Raw genomic sequence first — 20,539 nt, forward strand, 5'->3', positions numbered from 1 at the left:
TCAAATTATTTTTATATCATTATTGGCATATTATACCATATACAATACAAAAAAAGAACCGTCGGCAATAGCAGACGACGATTCTATCAGATTATTTTGACATTCTTTTTAACGTTTACCTGAATCATATATCTCACCAGATGCCTTAGGTCCTACGGAACTGCGGGCAAATAGCAATAAGGCGATAATTGTCAACAGATATGGCAAAGCAAAGAATACTTCACTAGGCAGCGATTTTAAGAAGGGAATCTGTCCAGAATAATCACTCAACACCTGTGAGAAACCAAAGAAGATACCGGCCCCTAAACAGCCAAATGGTTTCCACTTACCAAAAATCAAACATGCCATGGATATAAAACCAATTCCATGAATAGAGAATACGGTAAACTGAACATCCAATGACAGTACCATGATAGCACCTGCTAAACCACCTAAGCAACCGGAAATCAAGACACCGATATAGCGCATTTTTTCCACATGGATTCCCATGGAAGCACTGGCTTGCGGATACTCACCACAAGAGCGCAGATGCAGACCAAACTTTGTCTTAAATACAACGAACCAGGTAATGATTGCTAAAGCAATCGCTAAATAAAAGGTTGGAAATACATTTGTGAAGAATAATGGTCCAAGTACTGGTATATCCTTTAAAACGGGCACTGATATTCTTGAAAAGCTTTCAATGAATTGTTCAGAACGCTGTGCATTAAAGATAATCTGACATAGATAGACAGTAAGTCCTGTTGATAGCATATTTAATGCAGTACCAGAAATGGTTTGATCTGCTTTTAAACTTACAGATACAAAAGCATGTATTAAAGAATACAGACAACCTGCCAACAAACCGGCTAAAATACCAATCCAAGGTGCTAAACTACCAAAAGAACTTTCCAACAATAAAGAAACGGTAGCACCAAAGAAGGCTCCAACAAGCATAATGCCTTCCAATGCAATATTTACTATACCGCTTCGTTCAGAAAACAATCCACCTAGTGCACATATAACAATTGGAGTAGCGACACCAAGTGCCAAAGGAAACATCTGAAATAATAAGGTCATACACTCTTCTCTCCCTTCGGCTCTTTTGCGTCCTTTTTATGACGCAATTTCGATAACTTATTTAATATAATGCGAATGCCATACTGCATTGCCACAAATAATACGATAGCAGCTGATATAATCTCTCCGATTTCCTTAGGAATACCTACGGATTGTAAGATTGGCTGTGCCACCTTTAACAAACCGAACAATAAGCCAGCTAATACAACACCAATAGCATTGCAGGCACCCGTTAAGGCAACGGCAATACCATCAAAACCATAATTTTCAAAAGAAGATAATACACGTCCATAGTTAAAAGTTCCAAGGGAAATGATCGCACCGGCTAAGCCAGCCATTGCACCAGCAATCATCATAGAATAGACGATGTTACGCTCTACCTTCATACCGGCATAACGAGCACCTTCTTTATTAAATCCCGTAGCACGCAAGCCATATCCAAAGCTTGTTTTCTCAATGATAAACCAATATGCCAAAACAGCTAGGATGACAAAGAAAATACCTAGATTTAAACGCGAATGATTTGTCAAAGATTCAAAGAAAGAATTACTTAAGCTTGCTGATTCCGGTATCAAAGCTGTTCGTGACGTATCCGAGCCCGGAAGTTGAACATATACATAATTAGCTAAGTACATACCGATATAATTCATCATAATACAAATAACAACTTCATGAAGATTAAACTTACTCTTCAAGATTCCCGGCAAAAAGCCCCATGCAGCCCCCGCAAGTATGCCTGCCAATACAGAAACGAGCATATGAACAACAGGAATCTGTGGGAATAAGACGGCAGTTGCAATAGATGCGCAAGCTCCCACCATTAGCTGCCCTTCTGCACCGATATTAAACAAACCGGTACGATAAGCAAAGGCAACCGATAGTCCCGTTAAAATAATTGGCATACTAGCAACAATAAATTCACCGATATAACGCGGATTGATAGAGCCACCTTTGATTAAATCTAGACCACTGGCACCACGCACTAAACCATAAAACAAATAGAAAGGATCACGTCCTGTTAAGAGAAGGATAACAACTCCTAACAAAACACCAAACAGAATTGCCAGAAGTGATATTTTTAAAGCATCTTTATTTTTCATTCATCTTCACTTCCCTTCTTTGAACCTGACATATAAAGACCCAATTCCTTGTCATCCGTATCTTTTGCCAGCATTTCCCCATTTTTATGTCCGTCAAATAGAACAACAATACGATCGGAAAGATCCAGAACTTCATCTAACTCAAAAGATACTAGAAGAACGGCTTTTCCTGCATCACGCTCAGCGATGATTCTTTTATGTATGTATTCAATTGCCCCAACATCTAAACCACGCGTTGGTTGTACGACTAATAACAAATCAGGACTGCGCTCAATCTCACGGGCAATAATTGCTTTTTGCTGATTACCACCGGACATACTGCGTGTAAGGGAATCCTTGCCTTCACCGCTTCGCACATCAAATTCTTCAATCAGTTTATCCGCATACGCATCCATAACATCTTGTTGCATGATCATATTTTTACAATATGGCTTACGATCATATTCATGAATAATAAAGTTTTCTTTTAAATGGAAATCAAGTATGAGTCCATGCTTATGACGATCTTCTGGTATATGTCCCATTCCTTTATCAAAACGATCACGAATGCTTGTATGGGTAATATTTTCACCCTTTAAAAGAATTTCACCGCTCTCTACAGAGGTCAAACCGCTTAATGCATGCACAAGTTCTTCCTGTCCATTTCCATCAATACCAGCAATACCAACGATTTCCCCTGCCCGTACGCTTAAATTAAAATCCTTAAGTCCTAAGACGCCTTTACTATTTTTTACATTCAGATGTCTTGTTTCCAAAACTACCTCACCAGGAGCATGGGGTCCTTTTTCTACCTTAAAATTCACTTCACGACCGACCATCATTTCGGCCATTTGCTGTGTCGATGTTTCCGCAACATTGACCGTACCGATATATTTTCCACGACGCAATACACTGCACTCATCAGCAACTTGCTTGATTTCATTCAGCTTATGTGTGATAAGCAAAATACTTTTTCCTTCTTTAATCAGCTTTTGCATGATTTCCATCAAATCTTCAATTTCCTGTGGTGTTAATACAGCAGTAGGTTCATCAAAAATCAAAATGTTTGCATTGCGGTAGAGCATTTTTAATATTTCTACACGCTGTTGCATGCCAACCGTAATATCGGAAATTTTGGCATATGGATCAACATTTAAACCATACATCTTAGAAAATTCTTCGATTTTCTTCGCCGCTGATTTAATATCTACCATACCAAATTTGGTAGGTTCCATACCAAGGATGATATTTTCAGTAACTGTAAAGCATTCCACCAGTTTAAAATGCTGGTGCACCATACCAATGCCTAGCTGGGTTGCATCATTTGGATCATTGATCTTGACTTCTTTGCCATTTACCTTGATCGTCCCACTGGTTGGCTGATATAAGCCAAACAAAATGGACATCAGTGTGGATTTTCCCGCACCATTTTCACCAAGCAAAGCATGAATGCTCCCTTGCTTTAGGCGTACAGTCACATTGTCATTTGCACGAATACCAGGAAAATCTTTTGTGATATTCAGCAGTTCAACTGCATAAGTCATAGGTTTCCTCCTTTAGATTCATGAAAACAATATACGAAAATAATGTTTTCGTTATAGCAAATCATGCGTACTCATATCTTACAAAGGATTCACACACTCCATGTAGTAGGCGAGTTACGCAAATGATTGCTTATTACTGATTTATTATATCATATTTTTTATTAGGAAATATACAAAAACAGACAGGAAAAGAATAACTTTTTTATCTTTACGTTACTCTCTTTCATGCAAAAAAAGCCTCTCACAAGAGAGACTTTATCACATATGTAGAAATAATTAACCGTTGCTTCCTGGAGCAATCGTACGTTCTGCAGAAACTTTGATTTCACCAGATTTGATTTTAGCAGATGCATCTTCAACAGCTTTCTTGATGTCATCAGACAGGTTAGGGTTTTCATCAGGTAAACCTACACCATCATTTGAACTGTCATAAGTCTGCAAACCAGCTTTAAACTTGTTGTCCAATACAGATTTAGAAACAGCCTCTGTAACAGCATCTACACGTTTCAAAGCAGAAGTTAAAGTTACAGATTTATTTTCTTTCTTATCATAGATACCTGTGCTGAACTGATCGGAATCAACACCGATAACCCAAACTTTTTCACCTTTTTTAGCGCGGTCTTTGGCTGCAGCGAAGACACCGTTGCCAGTACCACCTGCTGCGTGATAAATAACCTTAGCGCCTGCAGAGTAATGTTTTTCAGCTAAAGATGTACCTTTTTCCGTTTTATCATAACCACCAGCATAATCTACATAAATCTTGATGTTTTTATCTACTGATTTAACACCTTGTTCAAAACCAGCCTGGAAAGCACGAATCAAATCAACATCTTCACCACCGATAAAGCCAACAGCATTTCCGCCTTCAGCCTTTGCCTGCATAGCTGCAGCTACACCAGCTAAATAAGAAGATTCTTCTGCTTTAAAGGTAGCACTCTGTACGTTTTCAGAATCAATCACCGTATCGATGACCAAGAATTTTGTATCTGGATTTGCTTTTGATACATTTGCCATTGCATCATTAAATTTATAACCAGCTGCAACAACTAAATCATAACCATCTTCTGATAACTGATTTAGGTTTGGTTCATAGTCAGCATCACCTTTTGATTGTAGATACTTGATGCAGTCCGTACTGATATTATTGTCTTTTGCGAACTTTTCAATACCTTTCCATGAACCCTCATTGAATGAGTGGTCATCAATACCACCGGTATCCGTAACAAAGCCGATTTTTACCGGACAGTCTTTCTTCTTGCTGTCACCATCGTCTTTGCTGCCGCAACCGGCAAGAGTTGTCGCAGCCATCATCGCGACCAAACTCAGTTTTGCAAATTTGTTCATAAGGTTCTCCTCCATTTATTTGACCTTCCTAATGGTCCTATCAAAAGTTTACAATTAATCTTATCTTTTGTCAAGAAATTAAGCCCTTACAAAGCCCTAGATTATGATAGAAGTCGTATTACCATTTTCCTCACAGATTTGCTTATACTGAGCCACGTACATTTGCGAAACCGTTGTATTTCCCAGCGCTTTCAAACCTTCTTCACGCACTCCATACTGGCGGTAGCGTATCAGCTTATATCGACTTTGCTGTTTCAAAAGCTCACTGACATAGCGTACTGTTTTCTCATTTTGTTCATCTTGATTAGGTAAAATCACCGTACGTACTTCTTCCAACTTCTGTGTATGTAATAAATACGCTAGATTTTTTAATACCATAGTATTGTCACAGCCGGTAAGATATTGATGAAATTTTGCATCAACTGCTTTGACATCCAACATGACCCCATCACAAACTGCCATCAGCTGAGGATATTGTGAAAAGTCGTAATACCCATTACTGTCAATCAAACATGTTAACCCAAGCTTTTTTACTTTTTTAAATAGGTCCAATAGGAAAGCCGCATGATTCATACACTCTCCTCCACTCACCGTGATTCCTCGCAGAAAAGCTTTTTTAGCTTTAATTTGCTCAACTAATTCTTCTACGCTCATATAGCGTATCTTAGGTGATGCTAAATGCGTACACGTATGAATACATGTATCACAATCTACGCATTTATCAGAATTCCACAAGACCTTTCCCGCTTCCAATGTCAAAGCGTTTGTTGGACAAGTTGTAACGCAGTCCCCGCAATGCATGCACATATGGATTGTTTCGGGATTATGGCAATACAGACAGGAGAAGGGACAGCTTTGAAAAAAGATGGCGCAGCGATTACCTGGGCCATCTACATTGGAAAAAGGAATGATCTTATTTACGGGCGCTTTCATCATATACACGACGATCCAGAGCGTTTGCTGTGTTACGTGCTCCCTGTCCAAACACGGTCACATTATTCAAACTTGCTTCTTGGCGGTCCAATTTTTCAATTTCACTTTTCTTTACCAGATATCCGGTCACGCGTACTACATCATTATCCGCATTATAGCCGGTAAAATAGCGCATACCTTGAGCAAAGGCTCCCTTGATGATATCCAATAATGCATCCGGTGTATTGTTCCATGTATCATCAAATTTAAAGATATCACCGATTCCGGATACAAAATACTTATGGAAATTGCACTCTACAGCGATATGATCACATAAATCCGGTTCACAGCCAATCGGGATACGAGCACCTGGTGAATTTTCGCGGCCATCACTGTCGATACCAACCTGTGCATGCAGCACATATTGGTTATGACAGCCTTCACAATACAGACCATGATGGTTTTTTACCATCGTTTCAATCGCATTCATGATTTCGACACCAAGTTGATGTGCTTTTTCATTATGTCCATAACCTTCCTTAGGATCTTTTATACCTAAAAGATGGTTGCAGCATTCTGCCAAGCCTACAACACCAAACATACCTGTGAAGTTTTCACGTTTAACAAAGCCTTCTTTTACCAAGAAATTAGCCTTGAAAAAGTTACTTTCCTCTACGATATAGCGAATACGATCGTCCATAAATTCTAACATCATGTTTACATAATATGGTAAGATATGCTCCATGAAATCAGCTTTATCTTTTGCCTTGCTAGCTACATTATATAAGCGTATTCTTGGCAGCGTATAACCGCCTCCCCCGATCTTTAACGCATTGTAGCAACTGGCGATGCCATATTCTCCGATACCATCTTGTCGATACATGACATCATTAGCAAAGCTTGGTTTAGCTGTTGCCAGCATACAATCAATGCAGGCTTTCGCAAACTCATCGCTTGTCCGTTCTGGATCATACAATAAAGTAACATTTGGTATTGCTAACTGCATTTCTTTTGTTAGATCTAAGATGATTCTTGCCACACGACAATCTTCTGGTCCGATGTTGGCATGTACAAAAGAATCCGTCAACGTTTTATCGATATGCAGCAAAAACAGACGCAACGCTTTACGCGTTTCTTCTTCGTCCTTATCAAATGGAGTGAATAAATCAGCAAAGTTACCCAGATAGACAGGAAAAGAAGTAATGCTTGGAACATGTTTGTACATAATTAATAAAGCATTGGTAGCTTCCCAGATATCTGTCGGTGGCTGCAAGCCTAAAAATGCGCAACCTTCTTTCATCAACTTTTGATAATCCGGCAAGATATAGCGAGGGCGATAAGGTGCTCTTCCTTCTCCTAAATCACATAAAGTTTCTTCCTCCAATGCCTTTTTCATCTCCGGTTTTAAAGGTAATGAATCATCATCGTTTTCAGCCAATCTGGCTAATGCCAATAATTGTTGCTGATAAGTTAGTGTAGGGTCACTGATAATATCTTTTACTCTACTCATCAAAATCATCCTCCTCATAGCGTACAAGCACCTCACGCGGCTTAGAACCACGACTAGGTCCGATAACGCCTTGTTCCTCCAATACGTCGATCAACCGCGCAGCTCTGGCATAGCCAATACTGAACTTACGCTGTATCAATGATGTACTAGCCTTCCTAGTACTTATTATAAAAGATTTTACCTCTTCATACAAGGGATCTGCACTTTCCTGCGTAGCAGCATATTCACTATCTACAGCCTCTAAACGTAAAAAAGCATCCTCATATTTGGGTTTTCCTTGGGCACTGACAAAGTCACAAATGCTCTGTACCTCCGCATCACTTACAAACACACCTTGTACACGGGTAGGATTGGTCTCTCCCACCGGGATATATAACATATCTCCATAACCTAAGAGCTTTTCTGCACCCATCTGGTCCAGTATCGTTCGTGAATCCACAGCGCTAGATACCGCAAAAGCGATACGCGATGGAATATTGGCCTTAATGACACCAGTGATAACATCGACACTAGGGCGTTGTGTGGCTACGATCAAATGAATCCCGGCTGCGCGTGCCAACTGCGTAATACGTTGAATACTTGCTTCAACCTCTTTCGCTGCAACTAACATTAAATCAGCTAATTCATCTATGATGACAACGATCCACGGTAGTTTTTCTAAACCATCCTCAGGATGATTTTCAATATATGTATTATAGCCGGCAATGTTACGTACACCCGCCATAGCAAATAGTTCATAGCGTTTATCCATCATGGCCACAATTACCTTTAAGGCGCGATTTGCTTCCTCTCCATCGGTAATGACCGGACCTAACAGATGGGGAATTTGCTTATAAGGTGTAAACTCCACCTTTTTGGGATCTACTAATAGCAACTTGACCTCATCTGGTCTTGCACGCATTAATATAGAGGTAATGATAGAATTCACACATACACTTTTCCCGCTTCCGGTTGCTCCAGCAATTAACAAATGGGGCATCTTGTTGAGTTCTCCATATACACAGCTGCCCATGAGATCTTTTCCTAAGGCAAACAACATTTTTTTATCCTGGTACTTTTCCGGAACTGATTTCATCAATTCTTTCATGCTAACACTAGTTTTTTCCACATTGGGAATCTCGATGCCAACAGCACTTTTGCCAGGTATCGGTGCTTCAATTCGGATATCTTTTGCTGCTAGTGCCATTTTAATATCATATTGCAAATTGCTGATTTTATTGACACGCACGCCAAGATCCGGCTTTACTTCAAATTTAGTGACAGATGGTCCAATGTGCGTAGCCATTAAAGTAGCACGTACACCAAATTCATCTAAGATTTCAATCAACCGCTGGCCACTTTCATTTGCTGCCTTGATATTCGCAGTACTGCGGGCTTTTTTTCCTATATCATTTAACAAGGTCAGCTTAGGCAACTTATATTTTGACCAATCCTCTTTAAAACTACTTACGAATGTATCACTTTTTCCTATCGTTTCTTCAATGATTCGTTTATCTTCCTTTTGCTGTTGCACGGCTTTTGAAGCTGTACCAAAACCTATGACAACCTCATCCTCTTCCTCATGAGCATCCTGGCTTGACACAAGCGGTTCAAAAGCATCATTGCGACCATCCGTAATAATATCAAACTCATCATCCACATCTAAGAAAGACACCTGTCCTGGACGAACGCGTTCTTCCAAGTTGATCTTACCAAACATGCTTTCCTTAGCAGGTGTGGTATTTGCTTGTTCACTCGTCTTTTCGACCTTTTGTTCCTTTTTCAACGCTTTCTTATTTCGTCGCTGTTCACGTTTGGCTTGAGCATTTTCTTTCATTGAGGAAAAAGGCTTTTGGAATGCGGATGCCCCTTGCCGTAAATACGCAAATAAAGGCCCTGATATAAGCAAAATACAGCCTAAGACCACTAAAGCGATGATAATGATCTTAGTACCCGTATAATCCACCAAAAAAGTCGTGATGGACACAAGAAAAGCACCAATTAGTCCACCACCAATCTGTTCACCATGAAAAACTTGCGCACTGTTGCCAAGAAAATGGGATAGTATGTCCATCCCCGTTAGTTTTTCATCATTAGGCAAACTTGCCGCAATTAGCCATGCGCTCAGTAAAACGATGACCCCTGTTGTATATTTCAGAGGTACATCGCTAATATTTTTCTTAAGCATCCACATGAAGGAAAAAACAATGATAAGACCGTAAACGACACCATATAGATTTCCAGTCACATATTGGATAACACCTGTGATCAGATTGCCTAAAAAGCCAATTTCCAGACATCCGATAATGGATAAGGTAATGAGGACCAAAGCATAAATATAAACCAGAATTTCATTTTCAGCTGCCTGTTTTTTCTTTTGCGCTTTCTTTGTTTTCTTTTTTGCTGCCATACTGTCCTCCCTTCTCTACAAAATACTTATGAATTAATTTCCATAATGACCGGTAAGACCATCGGGCGTTTCCCGGTTTCCTTCATTAAATATTTACTGATCTTATCGCGCGCTTCTGCACGTACTGTCAAATTATCATAACGTTTTTCTTTTACTGCTTTTTCGATACAGTTTTCCATGATATTACCGACTTCTTTAATGATATATTCTGCATCCTTTAAATAAATCAGCCCTCTAGTCTGCACATCCGGACCATTGGATATTTCCTTCGTCTTATGATTAACACCAACACCGATGATCATCACCCCATCTGTCGATAGAACCTCACGATCCTTCAAGACAACACCTGTCACATCCCAATTTTCCTTACCGTCAATCATCGTATCTTCTAATTCCAGACGCTGTGCGACACTCTTTAAGATTTTATTTTCAAATAAGGCAATCTGTCCGTTTTCCAAAATCAGAATACGATCGGGTGAATACCCCATTTTCGTTGCTAAATTTGCATTTACATATAAATGACGATACTCGCCTTTGATCGGTATATAATATTTAGGTTGGAAGAGATACAGCATCATTTTCAGATCTTCACTGGATGGATGCATAGATAATACGGTTTTAGAATCCAGCGTATAAATCTTGCCGCCCTCTTTATAAATTTCGTTTTCCATATTGCTGGCATCTAATTCTGTACCACTGACAATTGGACTGGCTACAATAATCGTATCACTCGTACGGAAACTTACATGCGCATCTTCATGATTAGCGATATTTGTCATCGTACGGAACAGATTTTTACCATTGCCACTAATCAAAACGACAACATCTTCCATGTCATCACTAAAGTTCTTTTCATTGATTTCCATCTCTTTAGGAACGCGATAGTATTTCATCGTTTCTAAATGTTTTAACAGTTCACGAATTCCTTTATCATGAAAAAAGATCTTGCGATTAAACTTTTTCGCCAATTCAATAATTTCTATGATGCGGAATAAACTTTGGGAATAACAGGAAATCAAAATTCGTGTTCCTTCACTAGCTTCAAAAATCGGTTCAATCAAAGATGTAATGCGATGTTTAGGAGCCGTGTGTCCACTCTTATCAGCGCCCTGGGATTCACACAACAGACACAAAACACCTTTTTTTCCTATATCACTTAATTCGTTTAAATCACATAAATATTCTTTTTGAAGCATATCATAATCTACGATAAATTCTCCTGTATAGACGATATATCCCTGATCGGTACTGATCGCCAATCCAAAATTGTCAGGAAATGCATGTGTCATTGGGAATGTACGTATTTTGACACCGCCAATTGTCTGCTTACTGCAGCGTTTTAAACGATGAATCTTTGCATTCTTTATGCCTTCTTTTTTTAGCATCTCATGAATGATATTCGCAGTTAAAGCACCTGTATACACTGGCGCATTCACCTGTTTTAATAAATATGGCAAGGCTGCCACTACATCATCATGGGCATGGGTGATGAAGATCCCTTGAATACGTTCTTTGTTTTCGATCAGATAAGAGAAATCCGGAATGATGAATTCCACTCCTAACTGTCCTGTATCCGGATATTTTAATCCGGCTTCAATAATAAATATAGCTTCATTGACTTCAACGACAAGCATATTCTTGCCATCTTCATCAAGTCCACCAAGCGCAAAAATGCGTACTTGATCCATAAATCGTTACCTCCGTTTTCATATTGTTATTATGTTTTCTTATTGTTTCATTCTGAATGAACTCGAAATTCCATGATAAACTAATGATATTATACCACTAAACATCAAAAAAAAGACAAGGGAATTGCTTTTTATCGCAAAAACCATAAACGAAACCATAAAAAAAGTGATTGCTCACTTTTTATAGAATTTGTTCACCATCTAAAGAAAATGTCTTACATGCTGTGATTTTCACTTTTACGATATCCCCAGCAGTCACATGCTCACCAGTAAAATTTACAAGCTTATTGGTTTCTGTATAGCCACTCCATACATTCGCCTTTTTCTTGCTGGCGCCATCCACCAATACCTTGACTACTTTACCGAGATATGCCTCATTTTTAACGTGAGCATACTGATTCCAACAAGCATTAAGTTCCGCCAAGCGACGCTGTTTGACTTCCAAAGATACACTATCCGCCATACGTGCAGCCGGTGTTCCTTCTCGTGGAGAATAAATAAAGGTAAAAGCATTATCGAACTGACATTCTTTCACTAGATCTAACGTATGTTGGAACTGTCCTTCGCTTTCATTAGGAAAACCCACAATGATATCTGTAGAGATTGCACACTCTGGCATACGTTCTTTGATCTTATGGAATAAGGTGAGATATTGTGCGTTTGTATAACGACGCCCCATAATCTTCAGAATTTCATCATCACCACTTTGTACCGGCAGATGTATAAATGGCATAATATTGTCATAACGTGCAATCACATCAATCATCTCATCACTAAAATCCCATGGATGGCTTGTTGTAAAACGAATACGTTCTATGCCAATTTTCGCCGTTTCCTCCAACAATTTCGCAAAACCACCTTCGATATGCAAATCTTTTCCATAAGAATTAACATTCTGCCCCAGCAAGGTAATTTCTTTATAGCCATCTTGTTTTAACTGACGTATTTCTTGCAATACATCTTCCATAGCTCGGGAACGTTCTTTTCCTCTAGTATAAGGGACGATGCAATATGTACAAAATTTATCACATCCATACATAATATTGACCCAAGCCTTATGTTTGCCAAAACGTCTTACCGGAAGATTTTCAATGACATCGCCTTCTTTTGACAACACCTCGACACTACGCTTATGCCCAACCATCACCTCATACAAAAGTTCTGGTAAACGATGAAGGTTATGTGTTCCAAAAATAAGATTGACATGGCGATATTTTTCTAATAACACTTGTACGACATCTTCTTCTTGTGCCATACAACCACACAAACCAAAAATCAAATCTGGATTGCTTCGTTTCAAACGCTTTAAAGAACCGATCTCGCCCAACACCTTATCCTCAGCATTTTTACGAATAGCACATGTGTTTAACAAAATCAAATCAGCCTGTTCAGGGTGTTCTACCGGTGTAAACATCAATTCTTCTAAAATACCTGCCAAGGTTTCAGAATCGCGTTCATTCGCCTGACATCCATAAGTTCTTAGATAGTATTTCTTTCCCTGTCCCAGTGTTCTAACTTCACTAGGTATTTGAAACAAGCTTTTTTCAATCGTGACTTCTTTCTGTGTACGTTTTTGGGCCTCATGCAAATTAGGCAACGCCCATCCTGGCTGTGTTTTCATTTACTTCCCTGCTTTCTTTTTTCTAATATAATAAACATCCTAAGTGGATGATCTTGACTTAAAAAAACCAAGCATTTCTACTTGGTTTACTGAGAGATTGCTTCTACTGGACAAGCGGAAATACAAGATCCGCAGTCAATACAAGTTCCTTCATCGCATTCTGATTTAGAATCAGCGTTCATGGATAAAGCTCCAACTGGGCAAACTCCTACACAAGCACCACAACCGATGCAAGTATCAGCATTTACATTTACTGGCATTCTTTATTCCTCCTTTACAACCATTCCTATTATACCAATATCTCCAAGGACATGCAAGCATTTAAAGCCAAAAATACTTTTGTGAAGACGCACTTGTTACGTCTTTCACAAAACTATGAACAACCCTTTGAGAAATCTTTTCTTGTACATATCCGATCATCATAAAGTTTCCCCTAAATAAGGCTTTAAACATTTACCTGTTAGAAAGATGAAAGCAATCAAAGTTAAAAAAAGGAAGAACATTCAATGGTTTTCCATTGTCTTTCTTCCTATTTTAAGCAATTAACATTCAACATGTTCTGGACGTATTTGAATGCGTTCGATACCTATTGCACGATTCGTTGTATCATCGATATCCACTAAAGCACCACAGAAAATCCCTTCACCTTCAGCAATTTTGAATTTGGTCTTCTCTTGTGTTGTAAAACGCGTTACTATTTCATTCACATCACGTCCTAAAACACTGGTATACGCACCGCACATCCCCAAATCCGTAATAGCCGCACACCCATACACGATTCGTTCATCTGCAGTTTGTACGTGCGTATGTGTGCCAACTACAGCGCTTAAGCGATCCGCAAAGCAATACGTAAAAGCGATTTTCTCGCTCGTTGCCTCAGCATGAAGATCAACCAGATAAATGTCTGCTTCCACTTCTTGAAGAATATCTTCCATGCAATAAAACGGCGAATCTATTACATTATTCATCCAAACTTCACCACTTAAATTCGTGATGGCAACCCGTTTCCCCTGTACCTTAATCACAACGGTATGTTCCCCATATTCTAAAGGTTCCATATTGGCAGGGCGTACCATACGCTCAGCTTCATCAATAAACTGATAAATATCATTTTTAGAAAATGTATGGTTTCCCATGGTGATGACATCAATCCCACAGGCCAGCAGTTGGTTATAAATGCGGCGGGTAATACCTTTCCCATGAGCAGCATTTTCACCATTTGCAATTACCAAGTCGATGGCATACTGCTGTTTCAAAAGAGGAAGCTGCCGGCTAACAGTTTCCCTTCCGGCAGCTCCTACGATATCTCCTATAAATAAGACTTTCATATTTTTTATTTAGCCAGCTCACAAGATCTTGTTTCACGAATGACCGTAACCTTGATCTGTCCTGGATATGTCAGTTCCGCCTCAATCTTGTCCTTGATGTCACGGGCAAGTTTATGACAAGCCAAATCATCCACCTTATCCGGTACGACCATGACACGAACTTCACGTCCTGCCTGGATCGCATAAGAACTATCCACACCATCAAATGATTTTGTAATCTTTTCAAGCTCTTCCAGACGGTTGATATAATTCTGTAACGCTTCATAGCGAGCACCTGGACGCGCTGCACTAATCGTATCAGCAGCTATAACCAAATTGCTTATGAGAAATTTCGGTTCAACTTCTCCATGATGTGACTGAATCGCATTCAATACCACATCGCGTTCACCATGTTTCTTACAGAATTTGTAGCCTAATTCAATATGACTACCCTCAACCTCAAAATCCATAGCCTTTCCTATATCATGAAGCAAGCCTGCTCGTTTAGCCAGCTGCTGATTTAAACCAAGTTCAGCTGCCATCATACCGGCCAGATGAGCAACTTCCATACTATGTTGTAATGCATTTTGTCCATAAGAATAACGGTACTTTAAACGACCAATCATCTTAATGATTTCACGGTCAATACGACCGATACCCAATTTAAAGACGGTATCTTCACCAGTCTTCATGATGTTGGTATCCATTTCTTTCTTGATTTTATTGACAACTTCTTCAATACGGCCCGGCTGAATGCGGCCATCTTTGATTAAATGTTCCAATGCCAATCTTGCAACTTCGCGGCGAATTGGATCAAAACAAGAAACAGTAATCGTCTCTGGCGTATCATCAATAATCAAATCAACACCAGTCGCCTGTTCAATGGCTTTGATATTACGCCCTTCGCGTCCGATGATTCTACCTTTCATTTCTTCACTTGGTAAAGCAACAACGGAAACGGTGCGATCAACGGCCTCATCCTGCGATAAGCGCTGAATGCTTTGTGCAACGATATTGCGCGCCTTTTCATCTGCAGTTGCTTTGGCCTCTTCTTCTTTTTCTTTGATGTAGGCAACCAACTCTTTTTCCATACGTTTTTCGGTGATTGCAAATAATTCTTCTTTTGCCTCACTGGTAGACATGGCCGCTACACGTTCCAATTCCTCTACCTGTACATCAATCTTTGCCTGTAACTCTTTGTCTTTTTTATCTAGCATTGCCATTTTGTCAGCTAATTGAGCACTTTTCAGATCAATCTGTTTTTCTTTGCTTGTCAATGTTTCATCGCGGAAATTCAGATTGTCTTCTCTGCGCAGGAGTTTATTTTCCATATCGGTAACCTCCTGCTTGCGTTCTTTTATCTCTTTTTCTGCCGCAAGTTTCAATTCATGCGCTTGTGTACGACCATCCAATACTGCCTGCTTGACGGTTGCGTCGGCTTTTGCTTCCGCTTCCTTCAGCAGCAGGTTGGCCTTTTGCTGATCTTTATTTAAACCTGCCTTAGATACCACTATCATAACGATAATTCCAACGGCAAGACCTATCAACGCAGACAAAAAGATGAGCAGTGCATTATTTTCCATAACACTATTCCTCCATTCGTCATGTAATGAGAATTTTATTCTCTAACATATATTGTACATAAATTTCACATTTTTCTCAACTAAAAACCGCAGTTTTTGGAAAATTAGAATCAAAAATTGAAAGCCGTTCCATCAAAAAGTAAAAGAAGGGCAATCCTGTCCTTCTTTTTTGATAGGTAAACTAAACGATCCTTAAAGCTTTTTAAGCTTTTTCAGCTGCTGTTTTCTCCATGAGCTTTGTTTTTAACTCTTCTAACAGTTCTGGATTAGACTTGATCGTATTTTTTGCAGCTTCTTTCCCCTGGCCGATTTTCTCACCATTGTAAGAAAACCAAGCACCACTTTTCATAACAATATCATGATCCACACATAAATCTAATAACTCCGCGATATAAGAGATGCCTTCGCCATACATGATTTCAATAGCAGCCGTTTTAAAAGGTGGCGCTACCTTATTTTTCACAATTTTTACATTTACTTTATTTCCAATAATTTCAGTTCCATTTTTAATTGCCTCACTGCGTCGAATATCCAAACGCACACTGGAATAAAATTTTAAAGCACGACCACCAGGTGTGGTTTCAGGATTGCCATAAACAACTCCAACTTTTTCGCGCAGTTGATTAATGAAAATTGCCGTACATTCGCTGCGATTCATGACACCACTTAATTTACGCATCGCTTTTGACATCAAACGAGCCTGTAATCCTACTTGTGAATCACCCATCTCACCATCCAATTCAGCCTGTGGTACCAAGGCGGCAACCGAATCCACGACAACCAAATCAATAGCACCGCTTTTTACTAACATTTCGGTAATATCCAGCGCCTGTTCTCCACTATCTGGCTGTGATAAGATCAACTCATCAATATTGACCCCAAGTTTTTGCGCATATACAGGATCAATCGCATTTTCTGCATCAATAAAGGCAGCACGCCCGCCTTTTTTCTGTACTTCAGCAATCGCGTGCAATGCCAATGTCGTTTTACCACTTGATTCCGGACCGTAGATTTCAATGATACGACCTTTGGGATATCCACCAATACCTAAAGCCTCATCTATTTTGATGGAACCACTGCTGATAGCATCAATTTCTACCGCAGCACGATCTCCTAATTTCATGATGCTGCCTTTTCCATATTGCTTTTCTATGGCCTTAATTGCATCACTTAATAAGGTATCTTTTTTATCTTCTGCTTTTGTCTCTGTTTTCTTATCTTTCTTTTCACTCATGCTACTTTTCCCTTTCTCATTCACTGAGGAATGCGACTGCTTTTTCCATCATAAATTGTACAGCATACGCCCGCAATTCATTGCGTGTCAATTTAGAATGTAATGCAAATACTTGTACATGTTGGATATCTGCTATTGCACAATACACTAAACCTGCCGGTTTGCCTTCCCAGGCATCCGGTCCGGCATTTCCCGTAAAGGAGATACATAGATCAACATCCAATACAGCACGTGCGCTTCGCGCCATTGCAATTGCACATTCTTCACTGACAACACCATATGTTTCGATGATTTTTGCATCAACATGTGCCAATGCTATTTTTTCTTGTGTGGCATATGTGACTAATCCACCTTTTAAAACGGCACTTGCTCCTGCAACATCTGCTATTGCTGCACAAAAGGCACCCGCTGTAAAACTTTCACAGCTGCCAATTGTCAGTTTTTTTTCTTTCAGCAAAGCCACGAAAGATGCTGCTGTTGTTACCTGTTCCATCTACATCGTCTCCATGACAACATCTTTCAACTTCATAAAATAAACAATTCCACTATACACGGAAGCTATTGTTGCTCCCCAAATAAAAATTTGATCCATCGGAATACCTAAATAAGCAAATGGTAAATCATACAGCATGACAAAAATAATAGCAAACATTTGCAGTACCGTTTTAATTTTCCCTGGCATGCCCGCTGCCACCACTTTGCCTTTTGCACTTGCTGACATTCGCAAGCCATCCACGATCGTATCACGCCAAATCATAATGATCACCGCGATGATTGGCACTCTATTGCCAACAGCAAATAAAATCAGCATCGTATTTACTAAAAGCTTATCAGCAATCGGATCAACAAATTTACCAAAAGAGGTAACCAGATTTCGTTTGCGTGCAATATTTCCATCCAAAAAATCAGTAAAAGAAGCAATCGCAAATAAAATCAGCACCACGATATCGCTCCATTGCACTGTCACCATAGCATCCTGTACATTCACTTGGAATGCCATACCCAAATCACAAAACAAATATAGAATAGCGATGATTGGTACTAAAACGACACGAAACAAAGATAATTTATTTGGCAGATTCATTTACTTCACCTACCGTAAACGTCAACGTATTGCTAGGACAATATCCAGGATATGTGCTTGGATTTATACTGCTATCCGTCTTTACGACCTTTCCATTAATTTTTATATCAGTTTGCACCATACAACCGATATAGATAGAAATCTTCGTGCCTTTTTTCACTTCAATTTCACTTGTAGCTGTCTGCCCCACATTAAATATCTTATTTTCACGAATATCTTTTTCATCAACCGTAACACTATAACCAGAATTGCTGCCGTTAAATTTCGTTTCCACTTTTAATTTCTCGCCTTCTTTGACATTGTTGATTGTATAATCGGTCACATCATTTTTGACGATTTCTAATTCTTTGACTTCTTCTTTCTGTTCTTCTTTTAGTTTCTCGTCATCGCTAGGATAGGCTTCTTTATCATTTTCACCGGCAATTGGCATATTGTTTGTCGGTTTGTTATCCTTGCCACTATCTGTCTGCATGAAAATCACAAAAGCAAACATCAATACGATGACCACAACACCAATAATTGCCACAAGCGAAATTAAAGAAACATCTGGTTTCGCTCTTCTGCGCTTTTGGCGTGGCATTTTCACATCTGCGGTCTGCACTTTCGTAAGCTTCTCACTCTTAGCGATATTATGTTCAATTTCTTCATGAGAAAGCTGTGCGCTTTGTACAGATGTCATGGTATAATCGTCAATGCTTTCACGCAATTCATCTTTCATATCTTCAAAATCAATACCGACCGCATCACAATACGATTTCACAAAAAAGCGTAAATAACTCAGGTCCTCATGAAAAAAAGAAATATCTCCTTCTTCTAAGGCTTTGATGTGCTTTGTTGTAAGTCTGGTTTTTTCACTTATATCTTCGACACTCATACCGAGTTCGATACGTTTTTCCTTTAACATGTTTCCTATTTTTTCCATTTGCACACCTCTTTTATAGTACCTGAACGACATTCTTCGATATCTTCAGTATGTCCCGTTTTTATAGTCCTTATTATTATAACAAGCAAAAACTAAATTGTAAAATTATTATGAACATTTTTGAAAATCTCACAGCATTTCCACAATTTCGCGTCATTTTTACATTGAAAAAGCAGGATTACTCCTGCTCTACGGTTTCATTGCATAAGCCATGTTCTGTACTCCAATGGAGTGGCAGTCATTTATCTGCGTTTTTTCAAACGCCCCACCGGATGATTTCACTTCACCTCCAGCAGGTTCCCCTACCAAATTTGGGTTTCTCGCTTGCGGGGTTTACCCGTTCCATCTTTTATGTTTCCATAAAAGCTCGTCTCTGTGGCACTTTTAAAGAAGTACACCATAGTTTCCCTTAGGTTTCCTTCAGCCGTCAGTAATTACACTGCCTGGATTTATTGTTTCATCCAGCACAAACACTACGATCATCACAGATCGTGCGAGCATGGACTTTCCTCTAGTCAAATGACCAGCGACTGCCGCAACGCTGCCGATTATTCTTTTTCTTTCCGAAATACCGCATTTTCTAAACGTGTTAATCGTTTCAGAATATCGATGTTATCTCCGCTCAGTTCAGCTTTTATAGCTTCCACTTCCTGTTTTCCTTCTAATTCTACGATTTTCGCTTTTAGGGTGGCGATATGACGTTCATACTCTTGAAGATGATTGCCAAGATTTTCAATCATGTGGTCATATTCTTGATAGTCATGAATCACAAGATCTAAAAATTCATCGACCTCACGAGAAGAATATCCTTTAAAATCCACATTGAACTGTTTGTTTAATACATCTTCCACACTCAGTTTAAACCTTTTTTCCATTGCACTCACCTTCCTGTTATAGTTTCTCAAAAAACCATTAAAATTGCAAGATATTTTTTTGCTTTCCTATCCTTTGCAGTATCTTTTTCATAAGATATCCTTATTATATTATGAGTAAGATGATCGATTTTTTGGTAGTACTTCTAAAGTTATTGCAGTAAAATATATAAAAATTTTTATTAGAAAGCTTTAAATCGACGACCTTTTCTGCTTAACAAAAAACCTGCTCAAATGTTAAGAAAACTTTCAGAATCGTGTATTCTCAGCACAATATTCATCAAATTCATGCTTTTTATCATTAGAATACCATGAATTCTTACGGTTATTTATCGCAATCATGAAAACCTTATGATATAATATAAACTGGTGATACATGTGATAGGATACC

General features: G+C 39.0%; 17 protein-coding genes and 1 other RNA gene. All 18 read right to left on the reverse strand.

Annotation, left to right across the window (positions count from 1 at the left end):
* Positions 1-108 precede the first annotated feature (108 nt).
* Positions 109-1,059: an ABC transporter permease gene (locus tag LI241_RS03360; protein ID WP_008688262.1), complete on the reverse strand. Its 951-nt coding sequence runs from the start codon at positions 1,057-1,059 to the stop codon at positions 109-111.
* Positions 1,056-2,159, reverse strand: coding sequence for an ABC transporter permease (locus LI241_RS03365; RefSeq protein WP_132223120.1), 1,104 nt, complete (start codon positions 2,157-2,159; stop codon positions 1,056-1,058). The genes LI241_RS03360 and LI241_RS03365 overlap by 4 nt, the downstream gene beginning before the upstream one ends.
* The gene (locus LI241_RS03370; RefSeq protein WP_008688258.1) at positions 2,156-3,682 is read right to left on the reverse strand and encodes an ABC transporter ATP-binding protein; all 1,527 of its coding nucleotides are present in this window, start codon (positions 3,680-3,682) and stop codon (positions 2,156-2,158) included. The genes LI241_RS03365 and LI241_RS03370 overlap by 4 nt, the downstream gene beginning before the upstream one ends.
* A gap of 276 nt (positions 3,683-3,958) precedes the next feature.
* Positions 3,959-5,026, reverse strand: a complete 1,068-nt coding sequence (locus LI241_RS03375; protein WP_008688256.1) for a BMP family protein — start codon at positions 5,024-5,026, stop codon at positions 3,959-3,961.
* 96 nt (positions 5,027-5,122) lie between these two features.
* Positions 5,123-5,962: a YjjW family glycine radical enzyme activase gene (locus LI241_RS03380; RefSeq protein ID WP_008688254.1), complete on the reverse strand. Its 840-nt coding sequence runs from the start codon at positions 5,960-5,962 to the stop codon at positions 5,123-5,125.
* Entirely contained in the window at positions 5,940-7,448 is a 1,509-nt protein-coding gene (locus LI241_RS03385; protein WP_008688252.1) for a YjjI family glycine radical enzyme, read from the reverse strand. The genes LI241_RS03380 and LI241_RS03385 overlap by 23 nt, the downstream gene beginning before the upstream one ends.
* Positions 7,441-9,837, reverse strand: coding sequence for a DNA translocase FtsK (locus LI241_RS03390; RefSeq protein WP_008688250.1), 2,397 nt, complete (start codon positions 9,835-9,837; stop codon positions 7,441-7,443). Before LI241_RS03390 ends, LI241_RS03385 begins: the two co-directional genes overlap by 8 nt.
* A gap of 26 nt (positions 9,838-9,863) precedes the next feature.
* Positions 9,864-11,525: a ribonuclease J gene (locus LI241_RS03395; RefSeq protein ID WP_008688249.1), complete on the reverse strand. Its 1,662-nt coding sequence runs from the start codon at positions 11,523-11,525 to the stop codon at positions 9,864-9,866.
* Between the two features lie 181 nt (positions 11,526-11,706).
* Positions 11,707-13,146 carry a tRNA (N6-isopentenyl adenosine(37)-C2)-methylthiotransferase MiaB gene (gene miaB, locus LI241_RS03400; protein ID WP_008688247.1) on the reverse strand — a complete coding sequence of 480 codons (1,440 nt, stop codon included), beginning with the start codon at positions 13,144-13,146 and terminating at the stop codon, positions 11,707-11,709.
* Positions 13,147-13,232: 86 nt separating this feature from the next.
* Positions 13,233-13,406 carry a 4Fe-4S binding protein gene (locus LI241_RS03405; protein WP_008688245.1) on the reverse strand — a complete coding sequence of 58 codons (174 nt, stop codon included), beginning with the start codon at positions 13,404-13,406 and terminating at the stop codon, positions 13,233-13,235.
* 282 nt (positions 13,407-13,688) lie between these two features.
* The gene (locus tag LI241_RS03410) at positions 13,689-14,474 is read right to left on the reverse strand and encodes a TIGR00282 family metallophosphoesterase (RefSeq protein WP_008688244.1); all 786 of its coding nucleotides are present in this window, start codon (positions 14,472-14,474) and stop codon (positions 13,689-13,691) included.
* Between the two features lie 5 nt (positions 14,475-14,479).
* Positions 14,480-16,036, reverse strand: a complete 1,557-nt coding sequence (gene rny, locus LI241_RS03415) for a ribonuclease Y (RefSeq protein ID WP_008688243.1) — start codon at positions 16,034-16,036, stop codon at positions 14,480-14,482.
* Positions 16,037-16,238: 202 nt separating this feature from the next.
* On the reverse strand, positions 16,239-17,270 hold the full coding sequence (gene recA / locus LI241_RS03420) for a recombinase RecA (protein ID WP_008688242.1): 1,032 nt from the start codon (positions 17,268-17,270) through the stop codon (positions 16,239-16,241).
* Between the two features lie 16 nt (positions 17,271-17,286).
* Entirely contained in the window at positions 17,287-17,763 is a 477-nt protein-coding gene (locus LI241_RS03425) for a CinA family protein (RefSeq protein WP_008688241.1), read from the reverse strand.
* Positions 17,764-18,354 carry a CDP-diacylglycerol--glycerol-3-phosphate 3-phosphatidyltransferase gene (gene pgsA / locus LI241_RS03430; protein WP_008688240.1) on the reverse strand — a complete coding sequence of 197 codons (591 nt, stop codon included), beginning with the start codon at positions 18,352-18,354 and terminating at the stop codon, positions 17,764-17,766.
* Positions 18,338-19,276, reverse strand: a complete 939-nt coding sequence (locus tag LI241_RS03435) for a RodZ family helix-turn-helix domain-containing protein (protein ID WP_008688239.1) — start codon at positions 19,274-19,276, stop codon at positions 18,338-18,340. The genes pgsA and LI241_RS03435 overlap by 17 nt, the downstream gene beginning before the upstream one ends.
* A gap of 200 nt (positions 19,277-19,476) precedes the next feature.
* Positions 19,477-19,818: RNase P RNA component class B (gene rnpB, locus LI241_RS03440), an RNA gene on the reverse strand.
* A 6-nt stretch (positions 19,819-19,824) separates the two neighbouring features.
* Positions 19,825-20,151, reverse strand: coding sequence for a DivIVA domain-containing protein (locus LI241_RS03445; RefSeq protein ID WP_008688238.1), 327 nt, complete (start codon positions 20,149-20,151; stop codon positions 19,825-19,827).
* Positions 20,152-20,539: the final 388 nt, after the last annotated feature.

The organism is Longicatena sp. 210702-DFI.1.196, assembly GCF_020563125.1.
GTDB classification, from domain to species: Bacteria; Bacillota_I; Bacilli_A; order Erysipelotrichales; family Erysipelotrichaceae; genus Longicatena; species Longicatena caecimuris.